This is a genomic window from Burkholderia sp. KCJ3K979 (assembly GCF_016759955.1).
Classification (GTDB): domain Bacteria; phylum Pseudomonadota; class Gammaproteobacteria; order Burkholderiales; family Burkholderiaceae; genus Burkholderia; species Burkholderia orbicola.
Window position 1 is genome coordinate 1 of the sequence record NZ_JACFYV010000155.1, and the last position, 16577, is coordinate 16577.

The 16577-nt window shown below is 70.4% G+C and carries 17 protein-coding genes; 9 read left to right on the forward strand and 8 right to left on the reverse strand.

Features of this window, described 5'->3' with window-relative positions:
• The coding region (locus tag H3O04_RS25605; RefSeq protein ID WP_202588702.1) for a LysR family transcriptional regulator at window positions 1–620 on the reverse strand (620 nt) is incomplete at its 3' end.
• A gap of 106 nt (window positions 621–726) precedes the next feature.
• On the opposite strand from H3O04_RS25605, the gene H3O04_RS25610 reads away from it, so the two are divergent.
• Window positions 727–2010 carry an MFS transporter gene (locus H3O04_RS25610; protein WP_202588703.1) on the forward strand — a complete coding sequence of 428 codons (1284 nt, stop codon included), beginning with the start codon at window positions 727–729 and terminating at the stop codon, window positions 2008–2010.
• A gap of 69 nt (window positions 2011–2079) precedes the next feature.
• Here H3O04_RS25610 and H3O04_RS25615 read toward each other — a convergent pair whose 3' ends face one another.
• Complete coding sequence (locus H3O04_RS25615) at window positions 2080–2718, reverse strand: glutathione S-transferase family protein (RefSeq protein WP_011546356.1); 639 nt, start codon at window positions 2716–2718, stop codon at window positions 2080–2082.
• Between the two features lie 111 nt (window positions 2719–2829).
• Here H3O04_RS25615 and H3O04_RS25620 point away from each other — a divergent pair, with 111 nt between their 5' ends.
• Window positions 2830–3750 (forward strand): LysR substrate-binding domain-containing protein, encoded by a 921-nt coding sequence (locus H3O04_RS25620; protein ID WP_202588704.1) that lies wholly within the window; start codon window positions 2830–2832, stop codon window positions 3748–3750.
• 21 nt (window positions 3751–3771) lie between these two features.
• Here the strand turns inward: H3O04_RS25620 and H3O04_RS25625 are convergent, their stop codons facing one another.
• From H3O04_RS25625 to H3O04_RS25635, 3 genes are read right to left on the reverse strand one after another with little or no spacing between them, the layout of a single operon-like run.
• Window positions 3772–5997, reverse strand: coding sequence for a xanthine dehydrogenase family protein molybdopterin-binding subunit (locus H3O04_RS25625; protein WP_202588705.1), 2226 nt, complete (start codon window positions 5995–5997; stop codon window positions 3772–3774).
• Window positions 5994–6995, reverse strand: a complete 1002-nt coding sequence (locus H3O04_RS25630) for an FAD binding domain-containing protein (RefSeq protein WP_202588706.1) — start codon at window positions 6993–6995, stop codon at window positions 5994–5996. The genes H3O04_RS25625 and H3O04_RS25630 overlap by 4 nt, the downstream gene beginning before the upstream one ends.
• A gap of 18 nt (window positions 6996–7013) precedes the next feature.
• Window positions 7014–7772 (reverse strand): (2Fe-2S)-binding protein, encoded by a 759-nt coding sequence (locus H3O04_RS25635; protein WP_202588707.1) that lies wholly within the window; start codon window positions 7770–7772, stop codon window positions 7014–7016.
• 553 nt (window positions 7773–8325) lie between these two features.
• Here H3O04_RS25635 and H3O04_RS25640 point away from each other — a divergent pair.
• Complete coding sequence (locus H3O04_RS25640; protein WP_027809422.1) at window positions 8326–8610, forward strand: hypothetical protein; 285 nt, start codon at window positions 8326–8328, stop codon at window positions 8608–8610.
• Between the two features lie 263 nt (window positions 8611–8873).
• Here the strand turns inward: H3O04_RS25640 and H3O04_RS25645 are convergent, their stop codons facing one another.
• Window positions 8874–9497: an RBBP9/YdeN family alpha/beta hydrolase gene (locus H3O04_RS25645; protein WP_012329348.1), complete on the reverse strand. Its 624-nt coding sequence runs from the start codon at window positions 9495–9497 to the stop codon at window positions 8874–8876.
• 335 nt (window positions 9498–9832) lie between these two features.
• On the opposite strand from H3O04_RS25645, the gene H3O04_RS25650 reads away from it, so the two are divergent.
• Genes H3O04_RS25650 through H3O04_RS25665 form a run of 4 tightly spaced genes read left to right on the forward strand, consistent with a single transcriptional unit; the run spans window position 9833 to window position 12472 of the window.
• Entirely contained in the window at window positions 9833–10774 is a 942-nt protein-coding gene (locus H3O04_RS25650) for a 2-hydroxyacid dehydrogenase (protein WP_202588708.1), read from the forward strand.
• Window positions 10775–10803: 29 nt separating this feature from the next.
• Entirely contained in the window at window positions 10804–11736 is a 933-nt protein-coding gene (locus tag H3O04_RS25655) for a hydroxymethylglutaryl-CoA lyase (protein WP_012329350.1), read from the forward strand.
• Window positions 11737–11762: 26 nt separating this feature from the next.
• Complete coding sequence (locus tag H3O04_RS25660) at window positions 11763–12269, forward strand: YbaK/EbsC family protein (protein WP_023477734.1); 507 nt, start codon at window positions 11763–11765, stop codon at window positions 12267–12269.
• A complete protein-coding gene (locus H3O04_RS25665; RefSeq protein ID WP_006477621.1) occupies window positions 12266–12472 on the forward strand; it encodes a DUF1289 domain-containing protein in 207 nt (68 codons plus the stop codon). The genes H3O04_RS25660 and H3O04_RS25665 overlap by 4 nt, the downstream gene beginning before the upstream one ends.
• 254 nt (window positions 12473–12726) lie before the next feature.
• On the opposite strand, the gene H3O04_RS25670 is transcribed toward H3O04_RS25665, so the two are convergent.
• Window positions 12727–13629 (reverse strand): DMT family transporter, encoded by a 903-nt coding sequence (locus tag H3O04_RS25670; protein ID WP_202588710.1) that lies wholly within the window; start codon window positions 13627–13629, stop codon window positions 12727–12729.
• A gap of 112 nt (window positions 13630–13741) precedes the next feature.
• Here H3O04_RS25670 and H3O04_RS25675 point away from each other — a divergent pair, with 112 nt between their 5' ends.
• Window positions 13742–14233 (forward strand): Lrp/AsnC family transcriptional regulator, encoded by a 492-nt coding sequence (locus tag H3O04_RS25675; protein WP_006477619.1) that lies wholly within the window; start codon window positions 13742–13744, stop codon window positions 14231–14233.
• Between the two features lie 64 nt (window positions 14234–14297).
• On the opposite strand, the gene H3O04_RS25680 is transcribed toward H3O04_RS25675, so the two are convergent.
• Window positions 14298–15194 carry an alpha/beta fold hydrolase gene (locus tag H3O04_RS25680; protein WP_202588709.1) on the reverse strand — a complete coding sequence of 299 codons (897 nt, stop codon included), beginning with the start codon at window positions 15192–15194 and terminating at the stop codon, window positions 14298–14300.
• Window positions 15195–15444: 250 nt separating this feature from the next.
• Here H3O04_RS25680 and H3O04_RS25685 point away from each other — a divergent pair, with 250 nt between their 5' ends.
• Entirely contained in the window at window positions 15445–16404 is a 960-nt protein-coding gene (locus tag H3O04_RS25685) for an NAD(P)H-dependent flavin oxidoreductase (protein ID WP_027809426.1), read from the forward strand.
• The last annotated feature ends 173 nt before the right edge of the window (window positions 16405–16577 follow it).

Here is a 16577-nt window from a genome sequence, read left to right on the forward strand (position 1 = left end):
ATCCCGACACGCCCGCCCGCCACCGCGCCGATCCATTGCATCGGCACCTGCGCGATCGCCTCGCTGTCGACGCCCGACCGCGACACGAGCGCCGCCGACGCCGGATCGCCCCACACGAGCGCCAGATCGAGCTGGTTCGCATCGAGCCGGTCGAGCAGATCGGCGTTGCGCGCGACGCGCGCCTCGATCTTCACCTTCGGATGGGCGCGCGCGAAGCGCCCGAGCACGTCCGGCAGGATCGCCTCGCCGAAATCCTCCTGCAGCCCGACCCGAACCCAGCCGTCGAGCTTCACGCCGCGCACGGCCGCGGCCGCCTCGTCGTTCAGCTCGATCATCCGCCGCGCGTAGCGCACCATCGCGTCGCCGGCGTCGGTCAGCGCGAGCCCGCGCCCGGCTTTCACGAACAGCGGCGTACCGGCCTGCTCCTCGAGCTTGCGAATCTGCGCGCTCACCGCCGACGACGAGCGCGCGACGCGGTCGGCCGCCTTCGCGAAACTGCCGAGATCCACGCCCGCGACGAGGCTGCGCAGCGCCGCGACGTCGAAGTTGGGCCGCGCCAGCGTGGCATCGGCCCCCGCGAGCGGCTCGCCGCCCTCGCGCGGAATGTCTTGTCCGGGCATCTCAATCATCCTGATTTATCGAACGATTCATCAAAAACTTTCCGATTTTCAGGATGAATGTAGGCCGCCAGACTGTGGCCGTCAACTTCGAACCGGGCCTACCGTCATGGATACGTCGTGCATCGTTTCTCCCTCCTCGCCTGCCCGCGACGTGCGCGGGCCCGCCCATCGCTGGCGCGTGCTGGCGGCCGGCGTCGCCGCGAACCTGAGCTTTTCGGCCGCCGCGGCCGGTATTCCGACCACGGCCGTGTGGATGCGCTCGGCCTATCACCTCGACAACGACGCGCTCGGCCTCGTGCTCGGCGCGCTCGGCTTCGGCGTCGCGCTGTCCGAATTGCCGTGGGGAATCGCCGCCGACCGCTTCGGCGACCGCCGCGTACTGCTGACCGGGCTCGTCGCGACGGCCGCGATGCTCGCGCTGATGGTGTGCACGATCGTCCCGAGCGCGCACGCGGTGCCGCCGCTGATGCGCGTCGTCGCGGCGATGTGCTGCGTCGGCCTGCTCGGCGGCAGCGTGAACGGCTCGAGCGGGCGCGCGGTGATGCGCTGGTTCGGCGAGCGCGAACGCGGGCTCGCGATGAGCATCCGCCAGACGGCCGTGCCGCTCGGCGGCGGCCTCGGCGCGGCGCTGCTGCCGTCGCTCGCGTCGCATGCCGGCTTCGCCGCGGTGTTCGGTGCGCTGATGCTGCTGTGCGCGGGATCGGCCGCGCTCACGTGGCGCTGGCTGCACGAGCCGCCCGCCGAGCCGGCCGCGGCGCACCTCGCCCCACACGTCACCGCGCCACACGCGGCCCAACGGCCGCAGGCCGCCAGCCCCACGCGCAACCCGCTGGCGAGCCGCCCGGTGTGGCGGATCGTGCTCGGCATCGGCCTGTTGTGCGCGCCGCAGTTCGCGGTACTCACGTTCGCGACGGTGTTCCTGCACGACTTCGGCCGGCTCGGCCTCGCCGGCATCAGCGCGGCGATGGTCGCGCTGCAGCTCGGCGCGATGGTGATGCGCGTCTGGAGCGGCCGCCACACCGACCGGCACGGCAACCGGCGCGCGTACCTGCGCGGCTCCGTGTTCGTCGCGGCCGGGTCGTTCACGCTGCTCGCGGCGGCGACGGCCGGCAGCCCGCATGTGCCGCTCGCCGCGATCGTCGCGATTCTCGTGTTCGCCGGCATCTGTGTGTCGGCGTGGCACGGCGTCGCGTACACGGAGCTCGCGACGCTCGCCGGCGCGAACCACGCGGGCACCGCGCTCGGGATGGCGAACACGGTCGTCTACCTCGGGCTGTTCGCGACGCCGCTCGCGATTCCGCCGCTGCTCGCCGCGAGTTCGTGGAGCGTGGTGTGGCTCGCGGCGGCGCTGGTCGCGGGCGCGACCTACCCGCTGTTCGCGGCGAAATAGCCGCCCCGCCCGTTTCACTCGGGCGACGCGGGCGTCGCAGCAAAGATCCGCGACGACCGCTCCCCCCGGTCAGGCCGCCTCGCGCGCCAGCGCGCGCCGCGCGGCCGGCCGTTCGGCCTCACGCTGCGCATGGGCGGTCCATGCGGGATGCCGCGTCATGTCGAGCCCGATCGCGACGCCCCAGCGATACAGCACGAGCAGGAACGGATCGACGATCGAATGCGCGCCCGGCTCGGCCCACGTGCGGCCGTCGGCCAGCAGCGCTTCGATCGACGCGTTCGCGGCGTCGATCGTGCCGCGCCCGTGCGCGCTGACCGCGCCGTGCAGCGCCGGATCGTCGATGAAGCGGCCCGGCCGCCACAGCGCGCCGTAGCCGACGCCATGCACCCAGCCGACCAGCCAGGCGAGCCATTCGTGGCACCGCGCCTCGCGCAGCGGATCGTCGAGCGGCAGCAATTGCGCATCCGGATAGCGGCGCGCGAGATACGTGAGGATCGCCGGCGTTTCGGTCAGCACGCGCGGCTCGCCCGGAATCGCGAGCACGGGCACGCGCGCTTTCGGGTTGATCGCGAGATAGCGCGCTTCGAGGTTCTGCTGCTCGCGCACGGACACGATCTCGACGTCGAACGGCGCGCCGGTTTCCTCCAGCGCGATGTGGGCGGCGAGCGAGCAGGCGCCCGGCGAAAGATAGAGACGATAGGCGTTCATGGCGGTGTGGCCCGACGGGCTGTGGAAGACGGAACCGAGTGTAGGAACGCACGCCGCCGCGCGGCAAACGATGAATTGTCGTGCTCGGACATTAGTGTTACTAATACCCGTATGCGACGCATCCACCTCCCTCCGTTGCAGACGCTGCGCGCGTTCGAAGCCGCCGTGCGGCTGCAGAGCTTCACGCGCGCGGCCGACGAGCTCGCGCTCACGCAAGGCGCGGTCAGCCAGCACATTCGCGCGCTCGAGGCGCAGCTCGGCTATCCGCTGTTCACGCGCGAACGCAACGGCGCGACGCCGACGCACGCCGCGCATGCCCTCGCACTGCAGGTTCGCCAGGGCCTGAGCGTGCTCGAACGCGCGTTCGAGCCGACGCTGGCGGTGCGCCGCCGCCCGCGCACCTGCGACGTGACGCTGAACGTGAGCGTGCTGCCGAGCGTCGCCGAGCGCTGGCTCGCGCCGCGCCTGCCGCGCTTCTCCGCCGCGCATCCGCACATCTCGATCGTGCTGCATCCGGAGGTGGCGCTCGCGCCGCTGCGCAAGCGCGACCGCATCGACGTCGCGTTGCGCTACGGGCCCGGCACGTGGCCCGGCGTCATCGCCGAGAAGCTGATGAACGAGACGATCTTCCCGGTCGCGAGCCCTGCATACCGCAATCGCGACGGCGTCGCGCCGCGCACGCCGGCCGACCTCGTACGCGCGACGTTGCTGCGTCATCCCGCGCAGCCGTGGGAACCGTGGTGCCAGGCCGCGCGGCTCGACCTCACCGAATCCGCGCGCGCGCCGCGCTTCACCGACACGAACGCGCTGATCGACGCGGCGCTGAAAGGCCGCGGCGTCGCGCTCGCGCGCCGCTCGCTGATCGAGCCGGAACTCGCCGACGGCACGCTCGTGCGCGTGTCGACGGTACGCATCACCGACGTGTACGCGCACTACGTCGTGTGGCGCCCCGGCCATCCGCACGAAGCCGCGATCCGCACCTGGCTCGACTGGCTGCGCAGCGAAGTGCGGCGCAGGACGCCGCGGCGCTGACGCCAATGCCGATGCCGACGCTCACGCGCGCATCGGCATCGCCACCTTGTCGAGCGTGATCGGCAGATCGCGCACCCGCACGCCGGTCGCGTGATAGACCGCATTGGCGATCGCGGCCGGCACGCCGGTGATGCCGATCTCGCCGATGCCGCGAATGCCGAGCGGATTGAAATGCGTGTCGTTTTCGTCGACGAAACTCACGTCGAGTTCGCCGATGTCCGCGTTCACGGGCACGTGATATTCGGCGAGATTCGCGTTCGTGAAGCGGCCGTGCCGCACGTCGAGATGCGAGCCTTCCTCGAGCGCGGTGCCGAGCCCCCACACCATCCCGCCGATCAACTGGCTGCGCACCGTCTTCGCGTTGAGCAGGCGGCCGACGCTGTAGACGCCGACGATGCGCGGCACGCGAATCGTGCCGAGCTCGGCGTCAACGTGCACTTCGGCGAACACCGCGCCGAACGAATGGGACGCATAGCGCGACTTCTCGTCGCCGGGCTTCGCCGTCGCCTGCGCGTCGATCGGCTGGCCGCCCGCACGCGCGATCACCGCCGCGGCCGGATCGCGCCGCGACGGGTCGCCGCGATGCACGACCCAGCCGCTGTCGACCGTCACGTCGTCGGCCGCGGCGCCGTGCAGCGGCGATCCGGAGTCGGCAATCGCCAGCGCGATCAGCTTCGCGCGCGCCTGCAGCGCGGCCTCGCGCACGGCGGGCGCGACGCTTGCCGCCGATTGCGAGCCGCCCGATACCGGCGCGCGCGGCAGACTGGAATCGCCGAGCGAAAAGCGCACGTTCTGCGGCGCGAAACCGAGCGCATCGGCCGCGACCTGCGTCATCACCGTATAGGTGCCGGTGCCGATGTCCTGCGTGCCCGACGCGACTTCGGCCGTGCCGTCCGGCAGGATGCGCGCCCGCGCCGACGCTTCGCTGCGGTTCGCCGGATACGTGGCGGCCGCCATCCCGAGGCCGATCAGCGTGTCGCCGTCGCGCATCGTGCGCGGCGCGCCGGTGCGGCGCGACCAGCCGAAGCGCCGCGCGCCGGCCTCGTAGCACTCGCGCAGCTTGTTGCTCGACCACGGCTTGCCCTCCTGCGGATCGACCGCCGCGTAATTCGCGAGCCGCAGCGCGACCGGGTCCATGCCGAGCCGCCACGCGAGCTCGTCCATCGCCGATTCCAGCGCGAACGAGCCCGACGCCTCGCCGGGCGCACGCATGAACGTCGGCGTGCCGACGTTCAGCGATACGATCCGGTGCGTGGTTGCCTGGTTCGGCACCGCGTACATGATGCGCGACGGCATCCCGCACATCTCCATCCAGTCCTCGAACGTCGACGTGGTGGCGATCGTGTCGTGGCGCATCGCGGTCAACGTTCCATCTTGGCGTGCGGCCAGCACGATGCGCTGTTCGGTGAACGGTCGCCCGCCGACCGGGCCGAACATCTGCGGCCGCGTCAGCGCGAGACGAACCGGCCGCCCGACCTGCTTCGCGGCCATCGCGCACAACGACACGTGCGACCACGACGAACCCTTGCAGCCGAAGCCGCCGCCGAGGAACGGCGAAATCACGCGCACGTGCTCCGGCGCGATGCCGAACACGGCGGCCACCGCCGTGCTCGCGCCCGACACACCCTGCGTCGCGTCGTGCAGCGTGAGCGTCGGGCCGTCCCAGCGCGCCATCGTCGCGTGCGGCTCGATCGGGTTGTGGTGCTGCATCGGCGTCGTATAGGTTGCGTCGATGCGCACCGCGCCTTCGCGCAGGCCGGCCTCGACGTCACCGCGCTGCGTGTCCATCGCGCGGCCCTGCTGCTTCGGCGGCACGCGCGCGCTGCGCTTCGCCTGCCCGAAATCCACCACCGCCTCGCTCGCGCGATAACGCACCTGCACCGCATGCGCGGCGTCGGTCGCCTGCTCGAGGGTTTCAGCGACGACGACCGCGACGGGTTCGTTGCTGTAGCGCACCGTGTCGTCCTGCAGCAACGTGAGCCGGCGCCCGGCGGGCGGCGACAGCGGCGGCCGGCCGCCGTTGGGCAGCCGCATCGCGTTCTCGTGCGTGATCACGATCAGCACGCCCGGCATCGCGCGGGCGCGCGCCGCATCGATCGATTCGATGCGGCCGGACGCGATCGTGCTCGTCACGAGCACCGCGTGCGCGAGCCGCGTATCGGAGAATTCGGCCGCGTAATGCGCGCCGCCCGTCACCTTCAGCACACCGTCGACCCGGTCGAGCGGTTGTCCCGTCAACGTGTTCATGCGGCACCTCCCGTCGTGGCGGCTGCCGTTCCGACCGCACGGACGATCGCCCGCTGCGCGAGCGTGACCTTGAAGCCATTGCCGTCGAGCGGCCGCGCATCGCGCAACGCCAGCGCGGCCGCCTCGCGCAGCGTCGCGTCGGTCGGGGTGCGGCCCGCGAGATGCGCTTCCGCCTCCGTCGCGCGCAGCGGCTTGTGCGCGACGCCGCCGAGTGCGATCCGCGCGTCGGCGATGCGTGGGCCGTCCATCCGCAACGCGGCCGCGACCGACACCAGCGCGAACGCGTAGCTCGCGCGATCGCGCACTTTCAGATAGTGCGCATGGTCGGCAAAGCGCGGCGGCGGCAAGTCCACCGCGGTGATCAGTTCGCCCGGCTCGAGCGTCGTGTCGAGATCGGGCCGATCGCCCGGCAAGCGGTGAAACGACGCGATCGGAATCTGCCGTGCGCCGCGCGGGCCGCTCACCTGCACGACGGCGTCGAGCGCGGCGAGCGCGACGCTCATGTCCGACGGGTTCACCGCCACGCACTGCGGGCTCGCGCCGAGGATCGCGTGCATCCGGTTGTGGCCGCCGATCGCCGCGCAGCCGCTGCCCGGGTCGCGCTTGTTGCACTGCGCGAACGCGGGATCGTAGAAATACGGGCAGCGCGTGCGCTGCATCAGGTTGCCGCCGACGGTCGCCATGTTGCGCAATTGCGCGGACGCGCCGGCGAGCAGCGCCTGCGACAGCAGCGGATAGTCGGCGCGCAGGCGCGGATGGTCGGCTGCATCGCTGTTGCGTACCAACGCGCCGATGCGCACGCCGCCGCCGGGCAGCGCGTCGACCGTATCGAGGCCCGCGATCCGCGTGATGTCGATGAGCGTGACGGGCTGCGCGACGCCGCCCTTCATCAGGTCGAGCAGGTTCGTGCCGCCGCCGATGAATGCCGCGCCGGGCCGCTGCGCCGCGCGCACGGCGCCGGCGACGTCGGTCGCGCGTTCGTAGGAGATCGCTTCCATTGCGGTGCCCTCCGTCGGCTAGCCATGCGCCGCATGCGCGGCGCGCACGGCGGCGACGATGTTCGGGTACGCGCCGCAGCGGCACAGGTTGCCGCTCATGCGCTCGCGGATCTCGTCGTCCGACAGCTGCGCGGGACGGCGCCGCACGTCGCCGGTAGCCGCGCTCCCCGCGCCCGCCGCGAACTCGTCGAGCAGCGCGGTCGCCGAGCAGAGCTGGCCGGACGTGCAGTAGCCGCACTGGAACGCATCGCATTCGACGAACGCGCGCTGCACCGGGCTCAGCTCGCCGCCGCGCGCCAGCCCTTCGACGGTCGTGATCCGCGCGCCTTCGTGCATCACCGCGAGCGTCAGGCAGGCGTTGATGCGCCGCCCGTCGACGAGCACCGTGCACGCGCCGCACTGCCCGCGATCGCAGCCCTTCTTCGTGCCCGTGAGCCCGGCGTATTCGCGCAGTGCGTCGAGCAGCGTGACGCGCGGTTCGAGCTGCAGCGTGTACGCGCGTCCGTTGATGTCGAGACGCACGGGCTGCGCCGGCACCGTATCGCGGCGGGGCGCGGCCGGCGTGGATGCCGCGTGCGGCGGCTGCGGATGAACGTGCGATGCGGCGCTGACGGTCGCGGCAGCCGCCGCGGATTGCAGGAAGCGGCGCCGCGCGGCGCTGGACGGCGTATCGTGCGACAGCAGCGGCGCCCCCGCTGAATGGCTGGTCCCGAGCGGCGACGCGGCGGCATCGCGCGCCGGTTCGGCAGACGGAGAATCGGATCGATCGCTGGACATGACTTCTGCTCGCTCCATGGTGGATGGACGCGGATGTGCCGCCCGTGCCTGAATGGCAGCACGGTCGGCACGCGCATCGGCAAAGAGCAATTCGGGTGCCGCGAAATTGTGGGGACAGCGTGCCGGTGCAGTGCCGGCCGCCTGTGCGCGGCGCACACCCAGCGGCAGCGGGCCGCGTTGGTGGTGATAGCGCCTTCATGACGCCACGCTGGCGCGCGACTGGCCGTTCGCTGACGAAGCGGCAATAACGCCCGGTTTTTGGGCGTGACGGGGCGCGCATCGGTCGCAAGTTGCCGGGCGCATTGGCCATGCCGCGCATGGCGCGCGCGTCGCTGCGGGCAGGTCGCGGCGTGGCGCGCCGTGTAAATGTGCGCAGCATCCGCGTCTGCTGGAAAATTCCGCCATGCGTGCCGGCGGATCGCCGCGACGGCCTTCGGTCAGCCTGACGAAAGCCTGTCGCGATCACGACCCGAACGCAGACGATTCACCGAAACGTCGCATCGCGGCGGCATACTCGAAAACGTTTCCCGATCAGCCTGCCAGGAGAGAAGTCATGCGTCGCGTTTCCGTCGCCGTCGTTCTGTGTGCCGCCGTGTTCGTTGCTGCCTGCAGCGACGACGCACCGCACGACGCCAACGCGACCGACGCCGCGCCGCAGGCCGGCGCCTCGAGCGGCGCCGCCAGCGCGTTCAACAGCGACGCCACCGCGAATACCGCCGCGTCCGATGCCGCGCCGCTCGCGCCGCCCGTCGTGCACTACCCGCCCGATGACGACGACGATGCGAAGCCCGCCGCGAATGCAGCCGCCTCCAGCACGGCCGCGTCGTCGCCGGGCTGATTCCGTCGCCACCTGATAGAAGTCGGTACCGCTCAGGGAGAGCGGCGGGCGCTCACGTCGAGCCAGCGCTGGCATGACGTAACGGTCGGCGACGGCATGAACGGCACGGTATCGCGCCGCCTCACGGGCGATGCCGAGCCGGCCGGCCAAGGGATTCGGACCCGGCCGCCGTCAGGCCCGTGCGCGCGCCACAAGCGCCGCAAGCGCGACGGCGCGCGATGCCGCGACCACCGCCGCGCGGCAGGCGCCGCGCAACCCGCCCGTCAGACCGCGTGCGCGAGCGCGCGATCGACGAGCGCGGCCTCGAAGCCGTCGTCCGCGTCGCGAAAGCGCAGCGGCGCCGCGCAATGCACCAGCGTGTCGATGAAATATTTCGCGCGCGGCCACGGCCCGAAGCCGGCCGCCGTGTTGATGTGCCCGGCGTCGCCGAGGTTCACGAATGCGCTGCCCAAGCGCTGCGCGAGCGCGCGCGCATCGGCGAGCGGCATCCACGGATCGGTCTCGCTGCCGATCACGATCGACGGCACCGCGAGCCGGCGCGCGTCGAACGGCCCGGCAAAGGTGAATTTCTTCGGGCTGGCCGGCGCGACGAACAGCACGCCCGCGACATCGCCCACGTGCGGCCACTGCGCGAGCGCATGCGCGGCCGCGAGGCAGCCGAAGCTGTGCGCGGCGAGCACGAACGGGCCGCGCTCGCGATCGAGCAGCGCGCGCACCGATTGCGCCCAGCCCGCGAGATCGGGCGCGTCCCAGTCGTGCTGCTCGACGCGCAACGAGCGCGGGAACTGCCGCTCGAGCCAGGTCTGCCAGTGGGCGCCTTCGCTGCCGTGCAGGCCCGGAACGGTGACGAGCCGCGGCGGCCACGCCGATTTGCTGCATGCGCGCATGATTGCCCTCGCTTGCTTGAAGACGAGGTTCGATTGTGGCGTCGGGTACGCGGCGACCGAACCAATATTTTGTGCTTTGCTTTTGCTCGGCCGACGGCCCGGCGACCGTGCGAAACGCGGCCCGGGTCGAACGCCCGGCCCGCACGACGGCGCAATGCGCGGCGAAACCGTAGAATGTGGGCTTCCCGTCAGCTTCACACGGAACCGTCCCCGCGCCGACGCGCCGGGCCGGTCGTCAGGAGTCGCCCGATGTCCGCTACGTCCGCCGGCGCGCCGCGCCCGGCTCTACTCGTCGTTCCCACGACGCACCTCGCCGGCGCGCGCGCCGTCACGCAATGAAGATCCTGTTCCATTCACCGCATCAGGACGCCGGCGCATGGCGCGACGAGATCGCGCGTGCGCTGCCGGAAGCCGACCTGCGCGCGTGGCAGCCGGGCGATACGGCCGCCGCCGACTACGCGCTCGTGTGGCGCCCGCCGCGCGAGTTGTTCGCGCCGCGCGACGGCCTGCGCGCGATCTTCAACCTCGGCGCGGGCGTCGATGCGCTGCTCGCGCTCGAGCACGCGCATCCGGGCACGCTGCCCGCGCACGTGCCGCTGGTGCGGCTCGAAGATTCCGGCATGGCGCAGCAGATGGTCGAATACGTGACGCACGCGGTGCTGCGCTACCTGCGCCGTTTCGACGAATACGACCTGCAACAGCGCGAGCGCCGCTGGCAGCCGCTCGAACCGCATGCGCGCGCGAGCTTCGCCGTCGCGGTCCTCGGCCTCGGCGTGCTCGGTGCGGCAGTCGCCCGCGCGCTCGCCGCGCTCGGCCTGCCGGTGCGCGGCTACAGCCGCAGCGCGAAGCAGCTCGACGGCGTCGCGACCTTCGCCGGCGACGGCGCATTCGACGCGTGCATCGACGGCGCGAAGGTGCTCGTCAACCTGCTGCCGAGCACGCGCGACACCGACGGCATCCTGTCGGCGCGCGCGTTCGCGCGGCTCGCGCCCGGCGCGTACGTCGTCAACGTCGCGCGCGGCGCGCATCTCGTCGAAGCCGACCTGCTCGACGCACTTGCAAGCGGCCAGGTCGCCGCGGCCACGCTCGACGTGTTCCAGCACGAACCGCTGCCGGACGATCATCCGTTCTGGCGCGCGCCGCGCATCACGATCACGCCGCACAGCTCGGCCGAGACGCTGCGCGCGGAAGCCGTCGAACAGATCGCCGGCAAGATCCGCGCGTTCGAGCGCGGCGCGCCCGTCAGCGGCATCGTCGACTACGCACGCGGCTACTGAATTCCGCCTACACAAAACCGGAGACAACCATGACGTTCCCCACCGCCGTCAAGATCGTCGAAGTCGGCCCGCGCGACGGGCTGCAGAACGAGAAGACCTTCGTACCGACCGACGTGAAGATCGCGCTCGTCGACCGGCTGTCGCGCGCCGGCTTCCGCAACGTCGAGGCCGCGTCGTTCGTCTCGCCGAAATGGGTGCCGCAGATGGCCGACGGCGCCGACGTGATGGCCGGCATCGAGCGCCGCGCGGGCACCGTGTACTCGGTGCTCACGCCGAACCTGAAGGGCTTCGAGAATGCGGTCGCTGCACGGGCCGACGAAGTCGTGATCTTCGGCGCGGCGAGCGAAGCGTTCTCGCAGCGGAACATCAACTGCAGCATCGCCGAGAGCATCGCGCGCTTCGAGCCGGTCGCGAAGGCCGCGAAGGACGCGGGCCTGCGGCTGCGCGGCAGCGTGTCGTGCACGCTCGGCTGCCCGTACCAGGGCGAGGTGCCGGTCGCGTCGGTCGTCGACGTCGTCGAACGGTTCGCCGCGCTCGGCTGCGACGAGATCGACATCGCCGACACGATCGGCGTCGGCACGCCGAAGCGCACGCGCGAAGTGCTCGCGGCCGTCACGCGCGTGTTCCCGCGCGAACGCCTGTCGGGCCACTTCCACGATACCTACGGCCAGGCGCTCGCGAACATCTACGCGGCGCTGTTCGAAGGGATCGAGATCTTCCACGCGTCGGTCGCGGGCCTCGGCGGCTGCCCGTACGCGAAGGGCGCGACCGGCAACGTCGCGACCGAGGACGTGCTGTACCTGATGCAGGGCCTCGGCATCGAGACCGGCATCGATCTCGCGCAGGTCGTCGCCGCAGGCGATTTCATCTCGAACGCGATCGGCCGCGCGAACGTGTCGCGCGCCGGTCGTGCACTGCTTGCCAAGGCGCAGAGCGCGGCCGACGCCGCGAACTGCGTCTGATCACCTCGTTCCACGGATTCCCCGACATGACGACACCCGCTTCATTCGATTCCCTTCCCGATTCCGCGCGACGCGTCGCGCTGCTGCTGCGCGAGCGCGGCCATGCGAAAGGCATCGTGATGCTCGCCGAAACCGGCAAGACGTCGGCCGAGGCCGCGGCCGGGCTCGGCTGCTCGGTCGCGCAGATCGCGAAGTCGATCCTGTTTCGCCGGCAGGCCGACGGCGCACCCGTGCTGGTGATCGCGAGCGGCGTGAACCGCGTGGACGAAAAGAAGGTCGCCGCGCAGGTCGGCCCGGTCGGCCGCGCGGACGCGAAATTCGTGCGCGACAACACCGGCTATGCGATCGGCGGCGTCTGTCCGATCGGCCATCTGGTCGAACCGGTCACGCTGATCGACGCCGACCTGCTCGCGCTCGACAGCCTGTGGGCCGCCGCCGGCCATCCGCACGCGGTGTTCAACCTGTCGCCGCACGAGCTCGTGTCGCTGACGGGCGCGCCGGTCGCGGACGTCGCGTTGCGGGAGTCCGCATGAGCGACGTGACGATGCCGGTCGCCACGGTCGCGTCGCCGTGCACCGACGTCTGCCGGATCGATCCGCGCACCGACTGGTGCGCGGGCTGCCTGCGCACGCGCGGCGAGATCAAGGGATGGCGTGAGTCGGACGACGACGCGAGGCGCGCGCTGCTCGCGCGGCTCGACGCGCGGCGGCGCCTGATCGCGGGCAGCGAGACATAAAAAAAAGCCGTTCAACCTCACGGGCGAACGGCATCGAGATCGGAATCCTGTGAACGTGATCAACGTCACAGCCCGCATCATACGAGCGACGCGACCGCATCGCATCGGGTGTTTCCCTACAACTTCTTACAGCGCTTTTCACGGCTGCGCGCGACGTCGGCGGGGCGGCATTCGGCGTGCAATCTTCATTCCCGACACGCGCATTCGACGGGCCGCTACGTGAGCGCGCGGCCGCGCCGAATCGTCTGACCGTTTCAGTTGCCGACCGTCGCGCGACGCGCCGGCACGATGCGCCAGCCGAGGTTCACACCGGCCGCCGCGAGCAGGATCAGCAGCGCGCCGAACACCTGCGTCCACGCGAGCGTCTGCCCGAACGCGACGCGATCGACGACGATCGCGACGACCGGATAGACGAACGACAGCGCGCCCGTCATCGCGGTCGGCAGCTTCTGGATCGCGCCGTACAGCAGCACGTACATCAGCCCGGTGTTGACGATGCCGAGCACGATCAGGTCGAGCCATTGCCCGGCCGTCGCCGGCAACGTGTCGAAGTGCGCGAACGGTGCGAGCAGCACGATGCCGAGGCCGACCTGCAGCAGTGCGAGCAGATGCGGCGGCGTGCCCTTCAGGTGCTTCGTGATGATCGACGAGATCGCATACAGGAATGCCGCGCCGAGCGACAGCGCGACGCCTTCCAGATATTCGCCGGGCACCGCGAGCACGGCCGGCTCGACGCGCACCACGAACACCAGCCCGGCGAACGCGAGCGCGAGCCACGCGAGCGTCGACGCGGTGATCCGCTCGCGGAACACGATGGCCCCGAGCGCGACGAGCATGAACGGCTGGGTGTTGTAGACGGCGGTCGCCATCGAGATCGACGCGCGCGAATAGGCGGCGAACAGCAGCAGCCAGTTCGCGACGATCGCGAGGCTGCCGAGCGTCACGAGCGCGAGCATCCGCGGCGAGAACAGCGAGCGGCGCAGGAAGCCGAACGCCGCGCAGACGATCGCGAGCGTCGCGGCGCCGAATATGCAGCGGAAGAACACGACATTGGTCAGCGGCTGCTGCGACGACATCACGAGCCAGCCGATCGTGCCGGACATCAGCATCGCGACGATCATCTCGGCGGCGCCGCGGCGAATTTCATTCGAGGCCATCATGAACTCCGTTGAAAAGCAGGGATGAGTTCGATTCTAGAAACTTGCTTTCGCCGCAACCATGACTAAACTGAAGTGAATCCGCCAATTCACCTTCGAAAGCAAAGCGATCATGCCGAAACGCCTTTCCCCGCCCGCCGTCACGTCGCTCGACGCGACCGACCGCGCGATCGTCGCCGCGCTGGCCGACGACGCGCGCCTCGCGACCAGCGAACTCGCCCGGCAGATCGGACTGTCGGCGCCCGCGACCGCCGATCGCGTGCGGCGGCTCGAGGCGCAAGGCGTGATCGCCGCGTTCACCGTCGAGCTCGATCCGCGCGCGCTCGGCTACACGCTGCAGGCGATCGTCCGCGTGAAGCCGCTGCCGGGCCAGTTGCATCTGGTCGAGGAGTTGCTGCGGCGGATTCCCGAGTTCGTCGAATGCGACAAGGTCACCGGCGACGACTGCTTCATCTGCCGGCTCTACCTGCGCACGATCGAGCATCTCGACGACATCCTGTCGAAGGTGACGGAGCGCGCGGAGACGAGCACCGCGATCGTGAAATCGACGCCCGTGCCGCGCCGCCTGCCGCCGCTCGTCGAGGACGACCACGCACACCGCTGAGCCGCGACGGCAAGCGTACATCCCTGAGCCGCGGGCGGCACGCGCCGCCCGCGCGCCCGCACCGTCATGCCGCCGCGTCGCGCGCCTCGAAGAACGCGAGCAGTTCGTCGATCAGCGCGGCGGGCGCCTCTTCCGGAATGTAGTGCCCGCAATCGAGCGCGCGGCCGCTGACGTCGCGCGCGACGCGCCGCCATTCGTCGAGCGGATCGAAGCAGCGGCCGACGACGCCGTGCTCGCCCCACAGCACGCGCAGCGGGCACGCGACCTTGTTGCCGCGTTCGAGATCCGCACGGTCGTGCTCGAGATCGATCGTCGCGGACGCGCGGTAGTCCTCGCACATCGCATGCACGGCGCCCGGCTGCGCGAGCGCCGCCCGGTACGCGTCGAGCGCCTCCGGCGCGAACGGCGCCAGCCCGGCCGACCGGTTGCCCATCACGCGCTCGATGTACGCATCGGTGTGCGCGCCCACCAGCGTCTCGGGCAGCGGCTCGGGCTGAATCAGGAAGAACCAGTGGAAATACGCGGTCGCGAACGCGCGATCGGTTTTCTCGTACATCGCGAGCGTCGGCGCGATGTCGAGCAGCATCATCCGCTCGACGGCCTCCGCGTGATCGAGCGCGAGCCGGTGCGCGACCCGCGCGCCGCGATCGTGCGCGCACACGTGGAACTGCTCGAAGCCGAAATGCCGCATCACGGCGACTTGGTCCGCCGCCATCGCCCGTTTCGAATACGGGGTGTGCCGCGCGTCGCTCGGCGGCCGGCCCGATGCGCCGTAGCCGCGCAGGTCGGAGGCGATCACCGTGAAGTGATTCGCGAGCGTCGCCGCAACGCGATGCCAGATCATGTGGGTCTGCGGATGGCCGTGCAGCAACAGCAGCGGCGGACCCGTGCCTCCTTTGACACCGAAAATGTCGGTGTCCTGCACCGTCACGCGAAACGGTGCAAACGCCTCAAACGACATGGTTTGTTTCTCGTTGGTTTGTTATGGCGGCTATTTTAGGAGCGACGACGCGTCTTCACAGCGGGCCAGGCACCCGAAACCGTAGAAAGAGAACACTCACTCGATTGCCGGCACACCGCGCAGTTTGTTAAGCTCGCGTAGAATCGCACGACCGTTCGTATCAATATGAACGAACGCGTTCCGCCGCTACACTCAATACACTCGAATCACCGTCCGACCGCAACGGCCCCCCGGAGACTGGAGACATCACATGGCATTGCCCACCGTCCTGCAGAACCTGACGCTGCCCGTCATCGCGTCGCCGATGTTCATCGTCAGCTACCCCGAACTCGTGCTCGCGCAATGCAAGGCGGGCATCGTCGGTTCGTTCCCCGCGCTCAACGCGCGCCCGGCCGAACTGCTCGACGCGTGGCTCACGCAGATCCAGTCGGAACTCGCCGACCACAAGGCAAAACATCCCGACGCGGTGATCGGCCCGATCGCGGTCAACCAGATCGTCCACCAGTCGAATGCACGGCTCGAACACGACGTGCGCGTGTGCGTCGAGCACAAGGTGCCGATCTTCATCACGAGCCTGCGCGCACCGGCGCGAGAGATCGTCGACGCGGTGCACAGCTACGGCGGCATCGTGCTGCACGACGTGATCAACCTGCGCCACGCGCAGAAGGCGCTCGAAGCGGGCGTCGACGGGTTGATCCTCGTCGCGGCCGGCGCCGGCGGCCACGCGGGCACGACGTCGCCGTTCGCGCTGGTCGGCGAAGTCCGCAAGATCTTCGACGGCCCGATCGTGCTGTCCGGCTCGATCGCGAACGGCGGCTCGATCCTCGCCGCGCAGGCGATGGGCGCCGACTTCGCGTACATGGGCACGCGTTTCATCGCGACGCAGGAAGCGCACGCGATCGACGACTACAAGCACGCGATCCTGAACGCGAAATCGTCGGACATCATCTACACGAACCTCTTCACCGGCGTGCACGGCAACTACATCCGCGAGAGCATCGAGAAGGCCGGCCTCGATCCGGACGCGCTGCCGGAATCCGACAAGACCAAGATGAATTTCGGCAGCGACAAGACCAAGGCGTGGAAGGACATCTGGGGTGCCGGCCAGGGCGTCGGCCTGATGGACGACCTGCCGAGCGTGGGCGCGCTCGTCGAGCGGCTCAAGCGCGAATACGACGACGCGAAGGCGCGGCTCGGCATCCCGCGCTGACGGAGGCGGCGGCCGGCGCGGTCGCCATCGACGCGAGATCGTCGAACCAAACAAAATCTATGGTCAGCCCGATTTTTGCAAGCGAGGCAGTGTTGACCTAAAGTGGACTTGCTCGAATCTATCCGGGGTCGTGGATGGAGTGATCCAGCCCCATGATGGGAGCCGCGCCGGGC